At 63.7% G+C, this 15813-nt stretch carries 15 protein-coding genes; 8 read left to right on the forward strand and 7 right to left on the reverse strand.

Annotated elements, in window-relative coordinates:
• Positions 1 to 118: 118 nt before the first annotated feature.
• Positions 119 to 709, reverse strand: a complete 591-nt coding sequence (locus EZM81_RS01390; RefSeq protein ID WP_136644513.1) for a sulfotransferase family 2 domain-containing protein — start codon at positions 707 to 709, stop codon at positions 119 to 121.
• 203 nt (positions 710 to 912) lie between these two features.
• Between EZM81_RS01390 and recA the strand changes: the two genes are divergently transcribed.
• The 4 genes from recA to EZM81_RS01410 all read left to right on the forward strand — a co-directional run bounded on the left by recA (position 913) and on the right by EZM81_RS01410 (position 6060).
• Entirely contained in the window at positions 913 to 1983 is a 1071-nt protein-coding gene (gene recA, locus EZM81_RS01395; protein ID WP_135446979.1) for a recombinase RecA, read from the forward strand.
• Positions 1984 to 2205: 222 nt separating this feature from the next.
• Positions 2206 to 4860 carry an alanine--tRNA ligase gene (gene alaS / locus EZM81_RS01400; RefSeq protein ID WP_136644514.1) on the forward strand — a complete coding sequence of 885 codons (2655 nt, stop codon included), beginning with the start codon at positions 2206 to 2208 and terminating at the stop codon, positions 4858 to 4860.
• 3 nt (positions 4861 to 4863) lie between these two features.
• Entirely contained in the window at positions 4864 to 5154 is a 291-nt protein-coding gene (locus tag EZM81_RS01405) for a DUF1330 domain-containing protein (protein ID WP_136644515.1), read from the forward strand.
• 159 nt (positions 5155 to 5313) lie between these two features.
• The gene (locus EZM81_RS01410) at positions 5314 to 6060 is read left to right on the forward strand and encodes a class II glutamine amidotransferase (RefSeq protein ID WP_371685713.1); all 747 of its coding nucleotides are present in this window, start codon (positions 5314 to 5316) and stop codon (positions 6058 to 6060) included.
• A 42-nt stretch (positions 6061 to 6102) separates the two neighbouring features.
• Here the strand turns inward: EZM81_RS01410 and typA are convergent, their stop codons facing one another.
• The 6 genes from typA to EZM81_RS01440 all read right to left on the reverse strand — a co-directional run bounded on the left by typA (position 6103) and on the right by EZM81_RS01440 (position 11683).
• Positions 6103 to 7920 carry a translational GTPase TypA gene (typA, locus tag EZM81_RS01415; protein ID WP_136644517.1) on the reverse strand — a complete coding sequence of 606 codons (1818 nt, stop codon included), beginning with the start codon at positions 7918 to 7920 and terminating at the stop codon, positions 6103 to 6105.
• Between the two features lie 72 nt (positions 7921 to 7992).
• A complete protein-coding gene (locus EZM81_RS01420; RefSeq protein ID WP_248298100.1) occupies positions 7993 to 8616 on the reverse strand; it encodes a YitT family protein in 624 nt (207 codons plus the stop codon).
• Between the two features lie 169 nt (positions 8617 to 8785).
• Complete coding sequence (locus EZM81_RS01425) at positions 8786 to 10000, reverse strand: NADP-dependent isocitrate dehydrogenase (RefSeq protein ID WP_136644518.1); 1215 nt, start codon at positions 9998 to 10000, stop codon at positions 8786 to 8788.
• Positions 10001 to 10171: 171 nt separating this feature from the next.
• Complete coding sequence (locus EZM81_RS01430; protein WP_135446969.1) at positions 10172 to 10756, reverse strand: HD family hydrolase; 585 nt, start codon at positions 10754 to 10756, stop codon at positions 10172 to 10174.
• The gene (locus EZM81_RS01435) at positions 10753 to 11022 is read right to left on the reverse strand and encodes a hypothetical protein (protein WP_135446966.1); all 270 of its coding nucleotides are present in this window, start codon (positions 11020 to 11022) and stop codon (positions 10753 to 10755) included. Before EZM81_RS01435 ends, EZM81_RS01430 begins: the two co-directional genes overlap by 4 nt.
• A gap of 1 nt (position 11023) precedes the next feature.
• Positions 11024 to 11683 carry an alpha/beta hydrolase gene (locus EZM81_RS01440; protein ID WP_135446964.1) on the reverse strand — a complete coding sequence of 220 codons (660 nt, stop codon included), beginning with the start codon at positions 11681 to 11683 and terminating at the stop codon, positions 11024 to 11026.
• 172 nt (positions 11684 to 11855) lie between these two features.
• On the opposite strand from EZM81_RS01440, the gene EZM81_RS01445 reads away from it, so the two are divergent.
• The 4 genes from EZM81_RS01445 (at position 11856) to EZM81_RS01460 (ending at position 15721) form a co-directional block, all read left to right on the forward strand.
• Positions 11856 to 12329, forward strand: coding sequence for an Rrf2 family transcriptional regulator (locus EZM81_RS01445; RefSeq protein WP_135446962.1), 474 nt, complete (start codon positions 11856 to 11858; stop codon positions 12327 to 12329).
• A gap of 84 nt (positions 12330 to 12413) precedes the next feature.
• A complete protein-coding gene (locus tag EZM81_RS01450; RefSeq protein ID WP_136644519.1) occupies positions 12414 to 13457 on the forward strand; it encodes a cysteine desulfurase family protein in 1044 nt (347 codons plus the stop codon).
• A gap of 15 nt (positions 13458 to 13472) precedes the next feature.
• Complete coding sequence (sufB, locus tag EZM81_RS01455; RefSeq protein WP_135446958.1) at positions 13473 to 14993, forward strand: Fe-S cluster assembly protein SufB; 1521 nt, start codon at positions 13473 to 13475, stop codon at positions 14991 to 14993.
• Entirely contained in the window at positions 14990 to 15721 is a 732-nt protein-coding gene (locus EZM81_RS01460) for an FkbM family methyltransferase (protein ID WP_136644520.1), read from the forward strand. Before sufB ends, EZM81_RS01460 begins: the two co-directional genes overlap by 4 nt.
• Positions 15722 to 15813: the final 92 nt, after the last annotated feature.

A 15813-nucleotide genomic window follows, 5' to 3' on the forward strand; every position in this document is an offset into this window, starting at 1 on the left:
TGTCCGCCCTTTCTGCCTCACGGGGTCTGAAGGCCCCATTGCCCAATATCTAGCCGCTCACGGCCCGTTTGTCACTGTCTTACCACAAGATGGGCGGCGGGATGCCGAAACTTACGCTTCAGGGCAGAAGCGTCCGGTAAAGGGCGAAATCCTCGGCCGCAGCCCTGTGCAGCATGGCTTCGGTCTCGGGGGAAAGTTCGGTCAAGCCGGGGGGAGAGACGTTCAGGCGAGGCAGGATGATTTCGCAGTTCAGCCGATCCTCGAGGTACTGGACGAAACTGTCGATCTCCTCGTAGCGGAACAGCCGGTCCACCCCCTGGCCCTGTCGCGGACGCAGAAAGCGGGCCTGGCTGCCCACATCGGCGAAGGCGGGGCGCGGATCCTGGCACCAGGCGCGCACGAAATCGTCGAAGCTCATGCCCGCTGTCGACTTGTCCTCGGCCGTTTCCTCGCGCTGGCGGAACCTGTACCACGACCCCAGCCAGTCACGCGGCTCGCGCATCAGGGCGACCAGGGTAAAGTTGTCCTTTGAGGCTGCCTCGAGAAAGGGCCCGATGAAGCGGCGATAGCGGTGGACGGTCGTGTGCTTCAGAAGCGGCGGCCGCTGGATCGAGACAGCCGCAAGCGATTCGAGCGCGGCCGCAATCGCCGTAGAACCCGTCTTGGGCGTGGCCAGAAAGACCAGCCGCTGATCCCAGAACACAAGCACTTTCTTCCCTCGCACAAGAAAGCCAGTCGCTGCCCCGGTTTCGGGCGGCGGCATAAACTATCCGTTAACCAGACCGCGCAAAAGCTGTGTTTGAAGAGAAATTGATTGAAATGTTCCCGATTTGATCTCATAAGGACGAGAACACTTGGGGAACATGTGGCAGGATTGCCGCCCACACGCGGCTATGGAATAAGGAGACGGAAATGGCGGTGGCAAACCTTCTCGACCTCGGGGGCAAGCGGGACATGGACAAGGCGAAGGCGCTGGAAAGCGCGCTGGCGCAGATCGAACGGCAGTTCGGCAAGGGCTCGATCATGCGGCTGGGGGCCGACAGCCCGGCGATGGAGATCGAGGCCACCTCGACCGGGTCGCTTGGTCTGGACATCGCGCTGGGGATCGGGGGGCTGCCCAAGGGCCGGATCATCGAGATCTACGGGCCGGAATCCTCGGGCAAGACGACGCTGACGCTGCATGTCGTGGCCGAGGAACAGAAGAAGGGCGGGGTCTGCGCCTTTGTCGATGCCGAGCATGCGCTTGACCCGCAATATGCCAGGAAGCTGGGCGTCAATCTGGACGAGCTGCTGATCAGCCAGCCCGACACCGGCGAACAGGCGCTGGAGATCGTGGATACCCTGGTCCGTTCGGGTGCCGTCAGCCTGGTCGTGGTCGACTCGGTCGCGGCCCTCGTGCCGAAGTCCGAGATCGAGGGCGACATGGGCGACATGCAGATGGGCAGCCAGGCCCGCCTGATGAGCCAGGCGATGCGTAAGCTTACGGCCTCGATCGGCCGGTCGAACTGCATGGTGATCTTCATCAACCAGATCCGCCAGAAGATCGGGGTGATGTTCGGCAACCCGGAAACCACCACCGGCGGCAATGCGCTGAAGTTCTACGCCTCGGTCCGGCTGGACATCCGCCGCATCGGCGCGATCAAGGACCGGGACGAGGTCGTGGGCAACACCACGCGGGTCAAGGTGGTGAAGAACAAGGTCGCGCCGCCCTTCAAGCAGGTCGAATTTGACATCATGTATGGCGAAGGCATCTCGAAGACCGGGGAACTGATTGACATCGGCGTCAAGGCCGGGGTCGTGGAAAAGTCGGGCGCCTGGTATTCGTTCAAGGACGAACGCATCGGCCAGGGGCGCGAGAATGCAAAGGCCTTCCTGAAGCAGAACCCGAGCGTCGCGATGGAGATCGAGGACAAGATCCGCGCTGCGAACGGGCTGGATTTCGCCATAGCCGGCGGGGATGACGCCGATGTTCTGGACGAATGACCCGGCAAGCCAAGCGGGGCAGTCCGTGACCTTTCTGCCTGTCTGACCTGTTTGGGGCGTGAACTGCGGCGGAAGCCGGTCCTGCATCCGGAATCGCAAGGTCGGCCGGAAGCCCAGCTTCCGGCCTTTTATGTGCATGTCTCGGGCGGATAGTGGACAGGCCCGGTGCATGGGGCTACATGGGAGGCCGAATTCACGTTTCCGCCGCCCGAAAGGCCAGACATGGCATCGCTGAACGACATCCGATCGACCTTCCTCGACTATTTCCGCCGCAACGGCCACACGGTTGTGGACAGTTCCCCCCTGGTGCCGCGGAACGACCCGACACTCATGTTCGCCAACAGCGGCATGGTGCAGTTCAAGAACCTGTTCACCGGGATCGAGCGACGCGACTACGTGCGCGCCACCACTGCCCAGAAATGCGTGCGGGCAGGGGGCAAGCACAACGACCTCGACAACGTGGGCTACACTGCGCGCCACCACACCTTCTTCGAAATGCTGGGGAATTTCTCTTTCGGCGACTATTTCAAGGAAGGTGCCATCCCCTTCGCCTGGGAACTGCTGACAAAGGATTTCGCCATTCCGAAGGATAAGCTGCTGGTCACCGTCTATCACACCGATGACGAAGCAGCAGCAATCTGGAAGAAGGTGGCGGGCCTGCCGGACGAGCGGATCATCCGCATTCCGACCGATGACAACTTCTGGCGCATGGGTCCGACCGGACCCTGCGGCCCCTGCACGGAAATCTTCTATGACCACGGGCCCAGCATCTGGGGCGGCCCCCCGGGCAGCCCCGAGGCAGACGGTGACCGTTTCATCGAGATCTGGAACCTCGTCTTCATGCAGAACGAGCAGCTTCCCGACGGGTCGCTTCGCGTTCTTGACATGCAGTCGATCGACACCGGCATGGGGCTGGAACGGATCGGGGCGCTGCTGCAGGGCAAGCACGACAACTACGACACCGACCTGATGCGCAGCCTGATCGAGGCCAGTGCGAATGTCACCTCGCAAGATCCTGACGGGCCGGGAAAAATTCATCATCGGGTGATCGCGGATCACCTGCGCTCGACCAGTTTCCTGATCGCCGACGGGGTGATGCCGTCGAACGAAGGCCGGGGCTATGTGCTGCGGCGGATCATGCGCCGCGCGATGCGGCATGCGCACATGCTGGGGGCGCAGGATCCGGTCATGCACCGTCTGGTCCCGGCGCTGGTGCGCCAGATGGGCGCGGCATATCCCGAACTTGTGCGGGCCCAGGCGCTGATTGAAGAGACGCTGCGACTGGAGGAAACCCGGTTCCGCCAGACGCTTGAGCGCGGCCTGCGCCTGCTGGACGAAGAACTGGCAAGGCTGCCAGAGGGAAGCCCGCTTCCCGGCGCGGCCGCCTTCCGCCTGTATGACACCTATGGTTTTCCGCTTGACCTGACGCAGGATGCCCTGCGCGAGAAGGGGCGCGAGGTCGATGTCCAGGGCTTCGATGCCGCCATGGCCGAACAGAAAGCCAAGGCCCGCGCGGCCTGGGCGGGAACGGGCGAGGCGAAGGACGCAAGGATCTGGTTCGAGATCGCCGAGGAACACGGCACCACGGAATTCCTGGGCTATGATACCGAGACCGCCGAAGGCGTGATTTCCGCGCTGGTCCGCGACGGGGTGACAGTCGGTCAGGCGGCAGCCGGTGAACAGGTGCAGATCGTGGTGAACCAGACCCCCTTCTATGCCGAATCCGGCGGTCAGGTGGGGGATGCCGGTTTCATCCGCACCGATACCGGGCTGGCCGAGGTTACCGACACGAAGAAGGCTGCAGGGGTATTCATCCACATCGCCACGGTCACCGAAGGCACCGTGATCAAGGGACAGCCGGCGAAGCTGGAGGTCGCCCATGCCCGCCGCTCTGCAATCCGCGCCAATCATTCGGCGACGCACCTTCTGCACGAGGCTTTGCGCCGGCGGCTGGGCGAACATGTCGCCCAGAAGGGCAGCCTGAACGCTGCCGACCGCCTGCGCTTCGACTTCAGCCATTCCTCGGCGATTCCGGCTGCGGACCTTACCGCGATCGAGGCTGAGGTGAACGCCTTCATCCGTCAGAATGCGCCGGTGGAAACCCGGATCATGACCCCCGACGACGCCAGGGCCATCGGCGCTCAGGCCCTTTTTGGCGAGAAGTACGGTGACGAGGTCCGGGTTGTGTCGATGGGCGTGCTGGAAGGTTCGGGCAAGGGCGCCGAGGGGCGGACCTACAGCATCGAACTGTGCGGCGGCACTCATGTGCAGCGCACCGGCGACATCGGGGCGATGGTAATCCTTTCGGAAAGCGCCTCCTCTGCCGGCGTGCGCCGGATCGAGGCGCTGACCGGGCAGGCAGCACTGGACCATCTGCATCAGCAGGAGGCACGGCTGAACGAAATCGCCGCGATCATCAAGGCCCCGCCGGCAGAGCTGGCCGACCGCATCCGCGCGCTGTTCGAGGAACGCAAGGTGCTGGCGAACGAGGTTGCGCAGCTGCGCCGCGAACTGGCAATGGGCGGTAAGGCCTCTGGCCCGGAGGTCAGGGATATCAACGGGGTGAAGTTCATTGCTCAGGTGCTTTCAGGCGTTTCAGGCAAGGATCTTCCAGCGCTGATTGACGAGATGAAGGCTCGAATCGGCTCGGGCGCTGTTCTGCTGATCGCGGATACCGGTGGCAAACCTGCGGTTGCGGCGGGTGTCACCCAGGATCTGACTTCGGGGTTGTCGGCCGTGACGCTGGTCAAGGCCGCGGCCGAGGCGATGGGCGGCAAGGGCGGTGGTGGCCGGCCCGATCTTGCCCAAGCGGGCGGCGCCGACATCACCCTTGCCGACGCGGCAATCAAGGCGGCTGAAGCCGTGATCGGAGGATAACCCATGCCCAGCGCACTCTGGATCGCCCATGTCGAAGTGACCGACGCCGAGGCCTATGGCCGCTATGCAAAGGAAGCCGGCCCCGCCATCGCGGCGCACGGCGGGGTCTTTCTTGCCCGCGGCGGCCGCTATGTGCAGCTGGAAGGCAACGACCGGGCCCGTAACGTGGTTGCCCGCTTTCCCAGCCTGGAGGCCGCGGTGGCGTGCTACAACTCGGCCGCCTATCAGGCCGCGCTGGCCCATGCGAAGGGCGCTTCCGTTCGCGACCTGGTTGTGGTGGAGGAAATCGCGTAGGGCTTTCAGACAATTGAATGGACCAACCCTGCCGGTCGGCGAATTTTCTGCTAGACTTGCAGAAAAACAAAGGTTCGGGCAGATGATCCTTTCAGCCACGGGGGCACGCTGATGTGCCGTTGGGCCGCCTACACCGGGGCGCCGATCTTTCTTGAAGAGATCGTCAGCCGCCCCGGCCACAGTCTGATCCACCAAAGTCACTGCGCCACGCAGTGCCACACCGCGATAAATGCCGACGGGTTCGGGATAGCCTGGTATGGGGCCAGGCCGGAACCCGGCCTGTTCCGCGATGTTCTGCCGGCCTGGTCCGACCCGAACCTGCGCAGCCTTACGGCACAGGTGCAGTCGCATCTGTTCCTTGCGCATGTCCGCGCTTCGACCGGCACGGCCACCAGCCGCAACAACTGCCACCCCTTCACCCAGGGGCGGTGGAGTTTCATGCACAATGGCCAGGTCGGCGGATACGAGGCGTTCCGGCGCGATGCCGACATGATGATCCCCGAGGCGCTGTACCCGCATCGCAAGGGGGCGACCGACAGCGAGGCGCTGTTTCTTGTGGCGTTGGCCGAAGGGTTGGATGATGACCCGCGCAGCGCGCTGGAGCGTGCGGCGGCCCGGTTCATCCGGCTGTCCCGGCAAAAGGGCCAGGCGCCGCATTTGCGGATGACGGCGGCTCTGGCGGATGGGCAGCGGCTCTATGCCGTGCGCTACGCCACCGACGATGCCGCACCCTCGCTCTGGCACCGATGGTCGGACACACGGCAGGGCAGGGCAGTCGTTTCCGAACCGCTCGAGGCCGAAGAACACGGCTGGGAGGAAGTGCCCCCCGCCAGTTTCTGCACCTTCGAAGGAGACAAGGTTCGCATCGAGCCGTTCCTGCCCTGCCGGCTTGCCGCCGCCGCCTGAGCAGGGCGGGCGGGTGCCGCATCGCCCGCCCGATGCCGGGCCTCAATCCTTGCGTGAAGCCCGCTTGCGTTCGTTTGGGTCCAGCAGGCGCTTGCGCAGGCGGATGATCTTGGGCGTGACTTCCACCAGTTCGTCATCGTCGATATAGGCGATAGCCTCTTCCAGGCTCATCTTCACATGCGGGGTCAGCCGCACCGCTTCGTCCGAGCCCGAGGCGCGGATGTTGGTCAGCTTCTTGCCCTTCAGGGGGTTTACCTCAAGGTCGTTGTCGCGGCTGTGTTCACCGATGATCATGCCGACGTAGACCTGTTCCTGCGGCCCGATGAACAGGCGGCCGCGCTCTTCCAGGTTCCACAGCGCATAGGCGACCGAGACGCCGCTTTCGGTCGAGATCAGCACCCCCTGGCGGCGGCCCTGGATCGGGCCCTTGTGCGGCGCCCACCCGTGGAAGATGCGGTTGAGCACGCCCGTGCCGCGCGTGTCGGTCAGGAACTGGCCCTGATAGCCGATCAGCCCGCGCGAGGGCACATGCGCCACGATCCGCGTCTTGCCGGTGCCGGCGGGTTTCATCTCGACGAGGTCGCCCTTGCGCTCGCCCGTCAGCTTGTCGATCACGGCGCCGGTGTATTCGTCGTCCACGTCGATGATGACTTCCTCGATCGGCTCGTGCCGGACGCCGTCGATGTCGCGCATGATCACGCGCGGGCGCGAAATCGACAGTTCGAACCCCTCGCGCCGCATGTTCTCGATCAGCACGCCCATCTGCAACTCACCACGGCCCGAGACCTCGAAGGCCTCGCCGCCGGGGGTGTCGGCGACCTTGATTGCGACGTTCTGTTCGGCCTCCTTCATCAGCCGGTCGCGGATGACGCGGGACTGCACCTTGGTTCCGTCGCGGCCCGCAAGCGGGCTGTCGTTGATGCCGAAGGTCACGGTGATCGTCGGTGGGTCGATGGGCTGCGCGGGAAGTGGGGTGTCCACCTCCAGCGCGCAAAGCGTGTCGGCCACGGTGGCCTTGGTCATCCCCGCAAGCGTCACGATGTCGCCCGCTACCGCCTCGTCGATCGGCTGCTGCGACAGGCCGCGGAAGGCGAGGATCTTGGTCACGCGGAACTGCTCCAGCCGCTCGCCGATGCGCGACAGGGCCTTCAGCGTCGCGCCGGTGCTGATCCGGCCCGATTCCACCCGGCCGGTCAGGATGCGGCCCAGGTAGGGGTCGGCCGACAGCGTGGTCGCCAGCATCGAGAAGGGTTCGTCCTGCCGTGCCAGCTGTTTCGGCGCCGGCACATGGCGCACGATCAGGTCGAAGAGCGTCGAGAGATCCTTGCGCGGCCCGTCCAGTTCCAGATCCGCCCAGCCCGACCGGCCCGAGGCATAGACATGCGGGAAATCCAGCTGCTCGTCGGTCGCGCCGAGATTGGCGAAAAGGTCGAACACCTCGTTCAGCGCGCGGTCGGGTTCGGCATCGGGCTTGTCCACCTTGTTCAGCACCACGATCGGACGCAGGCCAAGGGCCAGCGCCTTGGTCAGCACGAACTTGGTCTGCGGCATCGGGCCTTCGGCGGCGTCGACCAGGAGGCAGACGCCATCCACCATGCTGAGGATCCGCTCCACCTCGCCGCCGAAATCGGCGTGGCCGGGGGTATCGACGATGTTGATCCGGGTGCCCTGCCATTCGACACTGGTGCATTTCGCCAGGATGGTGATGCCGCGTTCTCGTTCGATGTCGTTGGAATCCATCGCCCTTTCGGTGACGGCCTGATTGTCGCGGAAGGCGCCGGACTGTTTCAGCAGCTCGTCCACCAGCGTGGTCTTGCCATGATCGACATGCGCGATGATGGCGATGTTGCGAAGCTCCATCGGAGAAATCACTTTCGTTCTTGCGGTTTGGGGCGGCGATAGCGCAGGCCGCCCGGAAAGGCCAGAGGAACCTTACGCCGCGATATAGCGGTCGCGCCGGTGGTTCACGGCGAGGAACAGCGAAAAGACCGCAGCGCCAAGGAAGCTGTAGGCGAGCGTGTCGAAGGGCAGAATCAGCGCGGCCAGGCCAAAGATCGCCGCGTCCGACAGAAGTTGCGCATGGCCTGCCGGAAAGCCGGTGCGGTCCTGCAGCTCGATCCAAAGGACCGAAAGTCCGCCGAAGCTGCCGCCATGCCGGATCGCCGCCAGCGCCGCGATGCCGAAGAGCAGGCCGAAGAGGATGGCGGCCACCGCAGGCTCGATCCGGCCCAGCTCGACCCAGCCTGGCAGGAGAGCCACCAGAGCCGAAAGCGCCGCGGTCGTCACCAGCGTCTTGATCGCAAAGGCCGCGCCCATCCGCCGCCAGGCGATTCCGAGGAAGGGCAGGGTGACCGCCAAATAGACCGGCGGGAAAGGAAGGCCGGTCCAGTGCGCGATCAGTACCGCAAGGCCGGTGGTCTGGCCGGTGACAAAGCCCATATGGGTCAGGATGTGCATCCCCAGCGCGGCCATGGTGACGCCGAAGGCAATGCCCTGTGCGTCATCTGCCGCGCTGTGGCGCGGGCGGTCGGCGATCTGGTCAGGCCGGTCTGGCATGGCGGAGTCCTTGTCGTGGATCCGATGTGGCGCAAGGCATGATGAAAGTCAATAATGCTGACCTAATTTGTCGGGCGCACGAAGAAGGGCCAGAGGTTGCCCTCCGGCCCCGGTGTCGTCGTGGCGGGCATGCGGTGCGATGCAGCGCACCCTACGCCAGCAACAGGTTTCAGCCCTTCAGCGCCTTGTTCAGGTATTCGTCCACCTTTTCCAGATAGCCCATGGTGGTCAGCCATTTCTGGTCGGGTCCGACCAGAAGCGCCAGGTCCTTCGTCATATAGCCGTCCTCGACCGTCTGCACGGTCACCTTTTCCAGCGTGGTGGCAAAGTTCATCAAGGCATCGTTGCCATCCAGCTTGGCGCGGTGCTTCAGCCCGCCGGTCCAGGCGAAGATCGAGGCAATGGAGTTGGTCGAGGTCTCGCGGCCCTTCTGGTGTTCGCGGTAGTGGCGGGTGACGGTGCCGTGGGCTGCCTCTGCCTCGACCACCTTGCCGTCGGGCGTCATCAGGACGCTGGTCATCAGGCCAAGGCTGCCGAAGCCCTGCGCAACGGTGTCGGACTGCACGTCGCCGTCATAATTCTTGCAGGCCCACACATAGCCGCCCGACCACTTCAGCGCGCTGGCCACCATGTCGTCGATCAGCCGATGTTCATAGTGGATGCCTGCGGCCTTGAACCGGTCCTCGAACTCTTCCTCGTAAACCTTCTGGAACAGATCCTTGAACCGCCCGTCATAGGCCTTGAGGATCGTGTTCTTTGTGGACAGGTAGACCGGCCAGCCCTTCATCAGGCCGTAGTTGAACGATGAACGGGCGAAGTCGATGATCGACTGGTCAAGGTTATACATCCCCATGACCACCCCGGCGCCGGGGGCATCGAAGACCTCGCGCTCGATCACCTCGCCATCCTGGCCCACGAATTTCAGGGTCAGCTTGCCGGGGCCAGGGAAGCGGAAGTCGGTCGCGCGATACTGATCGCCGAAGGCGTGGCGTCCGACAACGATGGGCTTGGTCCATCCGGGCACGAGACGCGGAACATTCCGGCAGATGATCGGCTCGCGGAAGATGACGCCGCCCAGGATGTTGCGGATCGTGCCGTTCGGCGACTTCCACATCTGTTTCAGGCCGAACTCCTGGACCCGCGCCTCGTCCGGCGTGATCGTCGCGCATTTGACCCCCACCCCGTACTTGAGGATCGCATGGGCGGCATCGACGGTGACCTGGTCATTCGTCCGGTCACGTTCCATGATCCCCAGATCATAGTATTTCAGGTCGATGTCGAGATAGGGCAGGATCAGCTTCTTCTTGATGAAATCCCAGATGATCCGGGTCATCTCGTCGCCGTCGAGCTCGACGACGGGGTTTTCAACCTTGATCTTCGACATCGGGACCTCCTGTGGATTCGGTTGCGCGCTGCATAGCGGAAAATCGGACGCATGGGAAGGGCGGTATGCGATTGTATACCATTTGTCGCGGGTGCCTGCCGCCTGCCAGCCAATGATCTTGCCCCCTAGACTGAACAGTGGGTGGCGAATGGCCGCCGTCTCCCTGATCGGTCAGGTGAACCAGGGACGCGCCTTCGCCTTCACCCATTCCCAAAGGCCGGGTGCTCCTTTTGCGATCTTGCTGCCGACCCGTGTTTCCAGCTGGTCGTAGGTGACGTTGTAGGTCGCCCAGGTGCCACCGCCCGACATCAGATTCGCCATCACCGGCTGCACGCGGTCGAGACTTTTGGCAAAGCGGGCGTCCGGGGTTTCGGCGGCTTCGAATTCTTCCCACAGGCTGCGAAGGGCGGTCGCCAGGTCGTCGGGAAGCAGCCCGAAGATCCGCTCGGCAGCCTTTGCCTCGGCCGCCTGTGTCTGCGGGCTGGCATGGGCCTGACCGTTCTGGGCATGGATTGGTACGTCGCCCACGTCGATCTCGACCAGATCGTGGATGAGCAGCATCCGGATGACCCGGTCGACCGACACGCCCGGCCCGGCCTGATCGGCCAGGACCAGCGCATAAAGCGCAAGATGCCAGGAATGTTCTGCTGAATTCTCGGGACGCGAGCCATCGACCAGCGTGGTGGCGCGCATGACGTGTTTCAGCCGGTCGGCCTCGTTCAGAAAGGCGAACTGCTGCTCAAGCCGCTGCGTCAATGGCCCATGCCACCGAAATCAACCGGGGCGACGGGTTCTTCCTCGACCTCTCCGCGCCTGGCCGCGAGGGCCTGGTTCAGGAATTCCCGGCCCCGTCTCTCGGCCAGGCGAACGCGGATCGAGGTCATGAAGGCCTCCTGAAACGTGGGCGAGGCGGCCATCAGCACCTTGGCGATCTTTTCGTAGAACCGGTCGTCCCCAAGCTCGGCCTCGGCGGCCAGGACATCTTCGGCCAGCTTGTCGGCAAGATCCTGAAGCTTGGTCATGCTAGCGCGTCACCTCGGTCATCCGCCGGCGGACATATTCGGTCACCGTGTCGATCATCGGCTTCATGTGGGCTTCTTCGTCCTTGAAGAAGTGATCCGCCCCCTCGATCTCGGCATGGGTGATGGTGATCCCCTTCTGCTCGTGCAGCTTGGACACCAGCGCGCGGATGTCCTTGGGTGGGGCAACCTTGTCGGCGGTGCCATTGATGATCAGGCCCGAAGAGGGGCAGGGCGCAAGGAACGAGAAGTCGTACAGGTTCGCAGGAGGCGCGACCGAGACGAAGCCGGTGATCTCGGGCCGGCGCATCAGCAGCTGCATGCCGATCCACGCGCCGAAGCTGAAGCCGGCGACCCAGCAGTGCTTGGCGTTCTGGTTCATCGACTGCAGATAGTCCAGCGCCGCGGCCGCATCCGACAGCTCGCCAATGCCCTGGTCATACTCGCCCTGGCTGCGCCCGACACCGCGGAAATTGAATCGCAGCACCGTGAAGCCAAGGTTGTAGAAGGCGTAGTGCAGGTTGTAGACCACCTTGTTGTTCATCGTGCCGCCATAGGCCGGGTGCGGGTGCAGAACGATGGCGATGGGTGCGTCGCGGTCTTTCTGCGGGTGGTAGCGGCCTTCCAGACGACCGTCGGGGCCGGCGAATATTACCTCGGGCATGGGCCTCTTCTCATGCAGGAGCGCGCGGTTTCTTGACGCTTTCGCTCGACTAATTTAGAACCATTCTAAAGGGCGCTTGGGTGCCTGTTCATCGGGTCCGGACTGAGGTAATGCGCGCAAGGCGTGGCGTCAATCGGCTTGGCACCAGCATTTTTCGCGCCAGGAGGTGGCGATGAAACTTTCGACCAAGGGACGCTATGCCATGGTCGCGCTTGCCGACCTGGCGCTGGTCGAGGCACAGTCTGGCGGCAATGAACTGGTGTCGCTGGCCGCCATCTCGAAGCGGCAGGACATATCGCTGGCCTATCTCGAGCAGCTTTTCGTCAAGCTGCGTCGGGCAGGCCTGGTCGAGGCGGTGCGTGGCCCCGGCGGCGGCTACAAGCTGGCGAAAAGCCCCGACCAGATCCGCATCTCGGAAGTCATGCAGGCGGTCGAGGAAACTGTCGATGCCATGCACACCGGGGCAGGGGCCAGCGGGGCGGTTTCGGGTACACGGGCGCAATCGTTGACCAACCGGCTGTGGGAGAGCCTGTCGGCGAACGTCTATGTCTTCCTGCATCAGGTGCGGCTGTCTGACGTGGTGAACAACGACCTGACGCCCTGTCCTGCGGTGCCCTCGCTTTTCCGCGTGGTGGACGAGGAATGAGACCCTTGTGCCCGTGGCGGCCGCCGGGGGTTTCACACCCCCGGACCCCCGTGGGATATTTGGGCAGAGAGGAAGGACCGGGTCGTGACCAGACTTTATCTTGACTGGAATGCAACCGCACCGCTGCGGCCCGAGGCGAAGGCCGCGATGGTCGCGGCGATGGAGGTGGTGGGCAACCCCTCGTCTGTCCACGCCGAGGGGCGGGCCGCCAAGGCGCTGATGGAAAGGGCCCGCGCGAAGATTGCGGCTGCGCTGGGGGCGGACGGGTCGGATATCGTTTTCACCTCGGGGGCGACCGAGGCCGCGGCCTTGGCATGTGCCGGGCGCGGGCTGGTTTGTGCGGGGATCGAGCATGACGCAGTGGCCGCCTGGTGTGATGTCAGCCTGCCGACGGACGCGCAGGGTCGGGTGGCCGTGGCCGACGCGGGGCACACGGCACTGCAATTTGCCAACAGCGAGACCGGGGTGCTTCAGGATCTGCCGCCCGGCCTTGCGGTCAGCGACCTCACACAGGCATTCGGAAAGATTCCCCTGTCTTTCAACTGGCTGGGTTGCGACATGGGCCTGGTTTCGGCGCACAAGCTGGGCGGTCCGAAGGGAATCGGCGCCCTTGTGGTGCGACACGGGGTCGAGGTGCCGGCGCAACTGAAAGGCGGCGGGCAGGAAATGGGCCGCCGTGCGGGAACCGAGAACCTGATCGGCATCGCGGGCTTTGCCGCCGCGGCCGAAGCTGCGCAGCGCGACCTTGCAAACGGACTGTGGGACGAGGTTGCCGAAATTAGAAATATTCTAGAATCAGAGTTGTCGGCAGCAGGAAATGGGACTATTTCTGTCGGGAATGCCGCGCCCCGGCTGCCGAACACACTTTGCCTGATCGCGCCCGGATGGAAGGGCGAGACCCAGGTCATGGCGATGGATCTGGCGGGTTTCGCTGTCTCGGCGGGATCGGCCTGTTCCAGCGGCAAGGTGCGCGCAAGCCGCGTGCTGACCGCGATGGGCCTTGACGAGGCGCTGGCGGCGCAGGCGATCCGGGTCTCGATCGGCCCGGGGGTGACGAAGGATGACGTGGGGCGGTTCGCGAAAGCCTGGACCGCCGGCTATGCCAGGGCCCGCGCGCGGGCCGCATGAGGGAGAGACGGGTCGATGAACGCGATTGTTGAAACTGCCGCCCAGGACATCCGTGAAGGGGTGGACCGCGAGACGATCGAAACCGTCCAGGCGATGGCCGGCAAGTACAAGTACGGCTGGGAAACCGAGATCGAGACGGAATATGCGCCGAAGGGCCTGAACGAGGACATCGTGCGCCTGATCAGCGAAAAGAACGGCGAGCCCGAATGGCTGCTGGACTGGCGTCTGGCGGCCTACCGGCGCTGGGTCAAGATGGAAGAACCCCGCTGGGCGATGCTGCATTACCCGGAAATCGACTATCAGGATCAGTATTACTACGCCAAACCCAAGAGCATGGCGCAGAAGCCCAAGTCCCTGGACGAGGTGGATCCGAAGCTTCTGGCCACCTACGCAAAGCTGGGGATTCCGCTGAAGGAACAGATGCTTCTGGCCGGGGTCGAAGGGGCGGATGAACCGCGCAAGGTGGCGGTGGATGCCGTGTTCGACTCGGTCTCGGTCGGCACGACCTTCAAGGCGGAACTGGCGAAGGCCGGCGTGATCTTCTGTTCCATCTCCGAGGCAGTGCGCGAACACCCCGAGCTGGTGAAACAGTATCTGGGCAGCGTCGTGCCGCCGACGGACAACTTCTTCGCCACGCTGAACAGCGCCGTGTTCAGTGACGGGTCGTTCGTCTATGTGCCCAAGGGCGTGCGCTGCCCGATGGAACTTTCGACCTATTTCCGCATAAACGCGGAAAACACCGGCCAGTTCGAACGGACGCTGATCATCGCAGACGAGGGGTCTTACGTCAGTTATCTGGAAGGCTGCACTGCGCCCAAGCGTGACACGCATCAGCTGCACGCGGCGGTGGTGGAGATCGTGATCCTGAAGGATGCCGAGGTGAAATATTCCACCGTCCAGAACTGGTATCCGGGCGACGAGCAGGGCCGGGGCGGCATCTACAACTTCGTCACCAAGCGCGCCGATTGCCGCGGCGACCGGGCCAAGGTGATGTGGACACAGGTGGAAACCGGATCGGCGATCACCTGGAAATACCCCTCGTGCATCCTGCGCGGCGATGACAGCCAGGGCGAGTTCTATTCCATCGCCATCGCCAACAACGCCCAGCAGGCCGATACGGGAACCAAGATGGTGCATCTGGGCAAGCGCACGAAGTCGCGCATCGTGTCCAAGGGCATCAGCGCGGGCCGGGCGCAGAACACCTATCGCGGGCTTGTCTCGATGCATCCGAAGGCCAAGGACAGCCGCAACTATACGCAGTGCGACAGTCTTCTTATTGGCGACAAATGCGGGGCGCATACCGTGCCCTATATCGAAGTGCGCAACAATTCCTCGCGCGTGGAACATGAAGCGACCACCTCGAAGGTGGACGACGACCAGCTGTTCTACTGCCGCTCTCGAGGGATGGACGAAGAGGAAGCCGTTGCCCTGGTGGTGAACGGCTTCTGCAAGGAGGTGCTCCAGGCCCTGCCGATGGAATTCGCCATGGAGGCGCAAAGCCTGGTCGCGATCAGCCTGGAAGGAAGCGTGGGGTGAACGTCACGGTGCAGACCGGGCGGCGGCGCAGGGGCACGTTCGTATCGCCCCTTGCTCATGTCGTGCGGACGGTCATCCATGGCGAGCCGATCTTCTTTACCGTCGGCAACCCGTTCGACGCGATCCAGCGCTGTCACATGGAAGGTCGGTTCTATGAGCAGGAAGAACTTGCCATCATCGCCAGGCATTTTCCCATAGGCGGAACCTTCCTTGACGTCGGGGCCAATGTCGCGAACCACACCATCTATGTTGCGAAGTTCCTTCACGCGTCGCGGATCGTCTGCATCGAGCCGAACCCCCCGGCAATCGCGCTGCTGGAAAGCAACGTCTGGCTGAACGGCCTTGCGAAGGTGGTCGATGGGTCTTTTCTTGGTGTCGGCCTGTCGGACCAGCGGAAAGAAAATGTGGGCTTCCGATACTCCGGCAGAAATCTGGGAGGGGCGCGGGCCGTCGAAGGGGAAGGAGCGATCCGGCTTGAGCGCGCGGACACGCTGCTTGCCGGGCAGCGCTTCGATTTCATAAAGATCGACGTGGAAGGCATGGAATTGGCAGTGCTTTCCGGCATGAGCGGCATGCTGGCCACGCATCGGCCGAAGATGTTCATCGAAGTGGACAACGCCAATGCGCAGGGCTTTGCCGCCTGGCTGGAAGGTTCCGGCTATCGCGTGGTCGAGCAGTTCCGGCGCTATTCGGCAAACATCAACTACCTTGTTGCACCGGTGCCATGACACGTCCGTGCATGATATCGAAGCTGAAAGGCAACCGGCCGGCGCGTGTCTTTCGTGCCTGGCCGGGCCCAGTGGTGCAATCCGCTGCTTTG

Source organism: Tabrizicola sp. YIM 78059 (assembly GCF_004959785.1).
Lineage (GTDB): Bacteria > Pseudomonadota > Alphaproteobacteria > Rhodobacterales > Rhodobacteraceae > Tabrizicola > Tabrizicola caldifontis.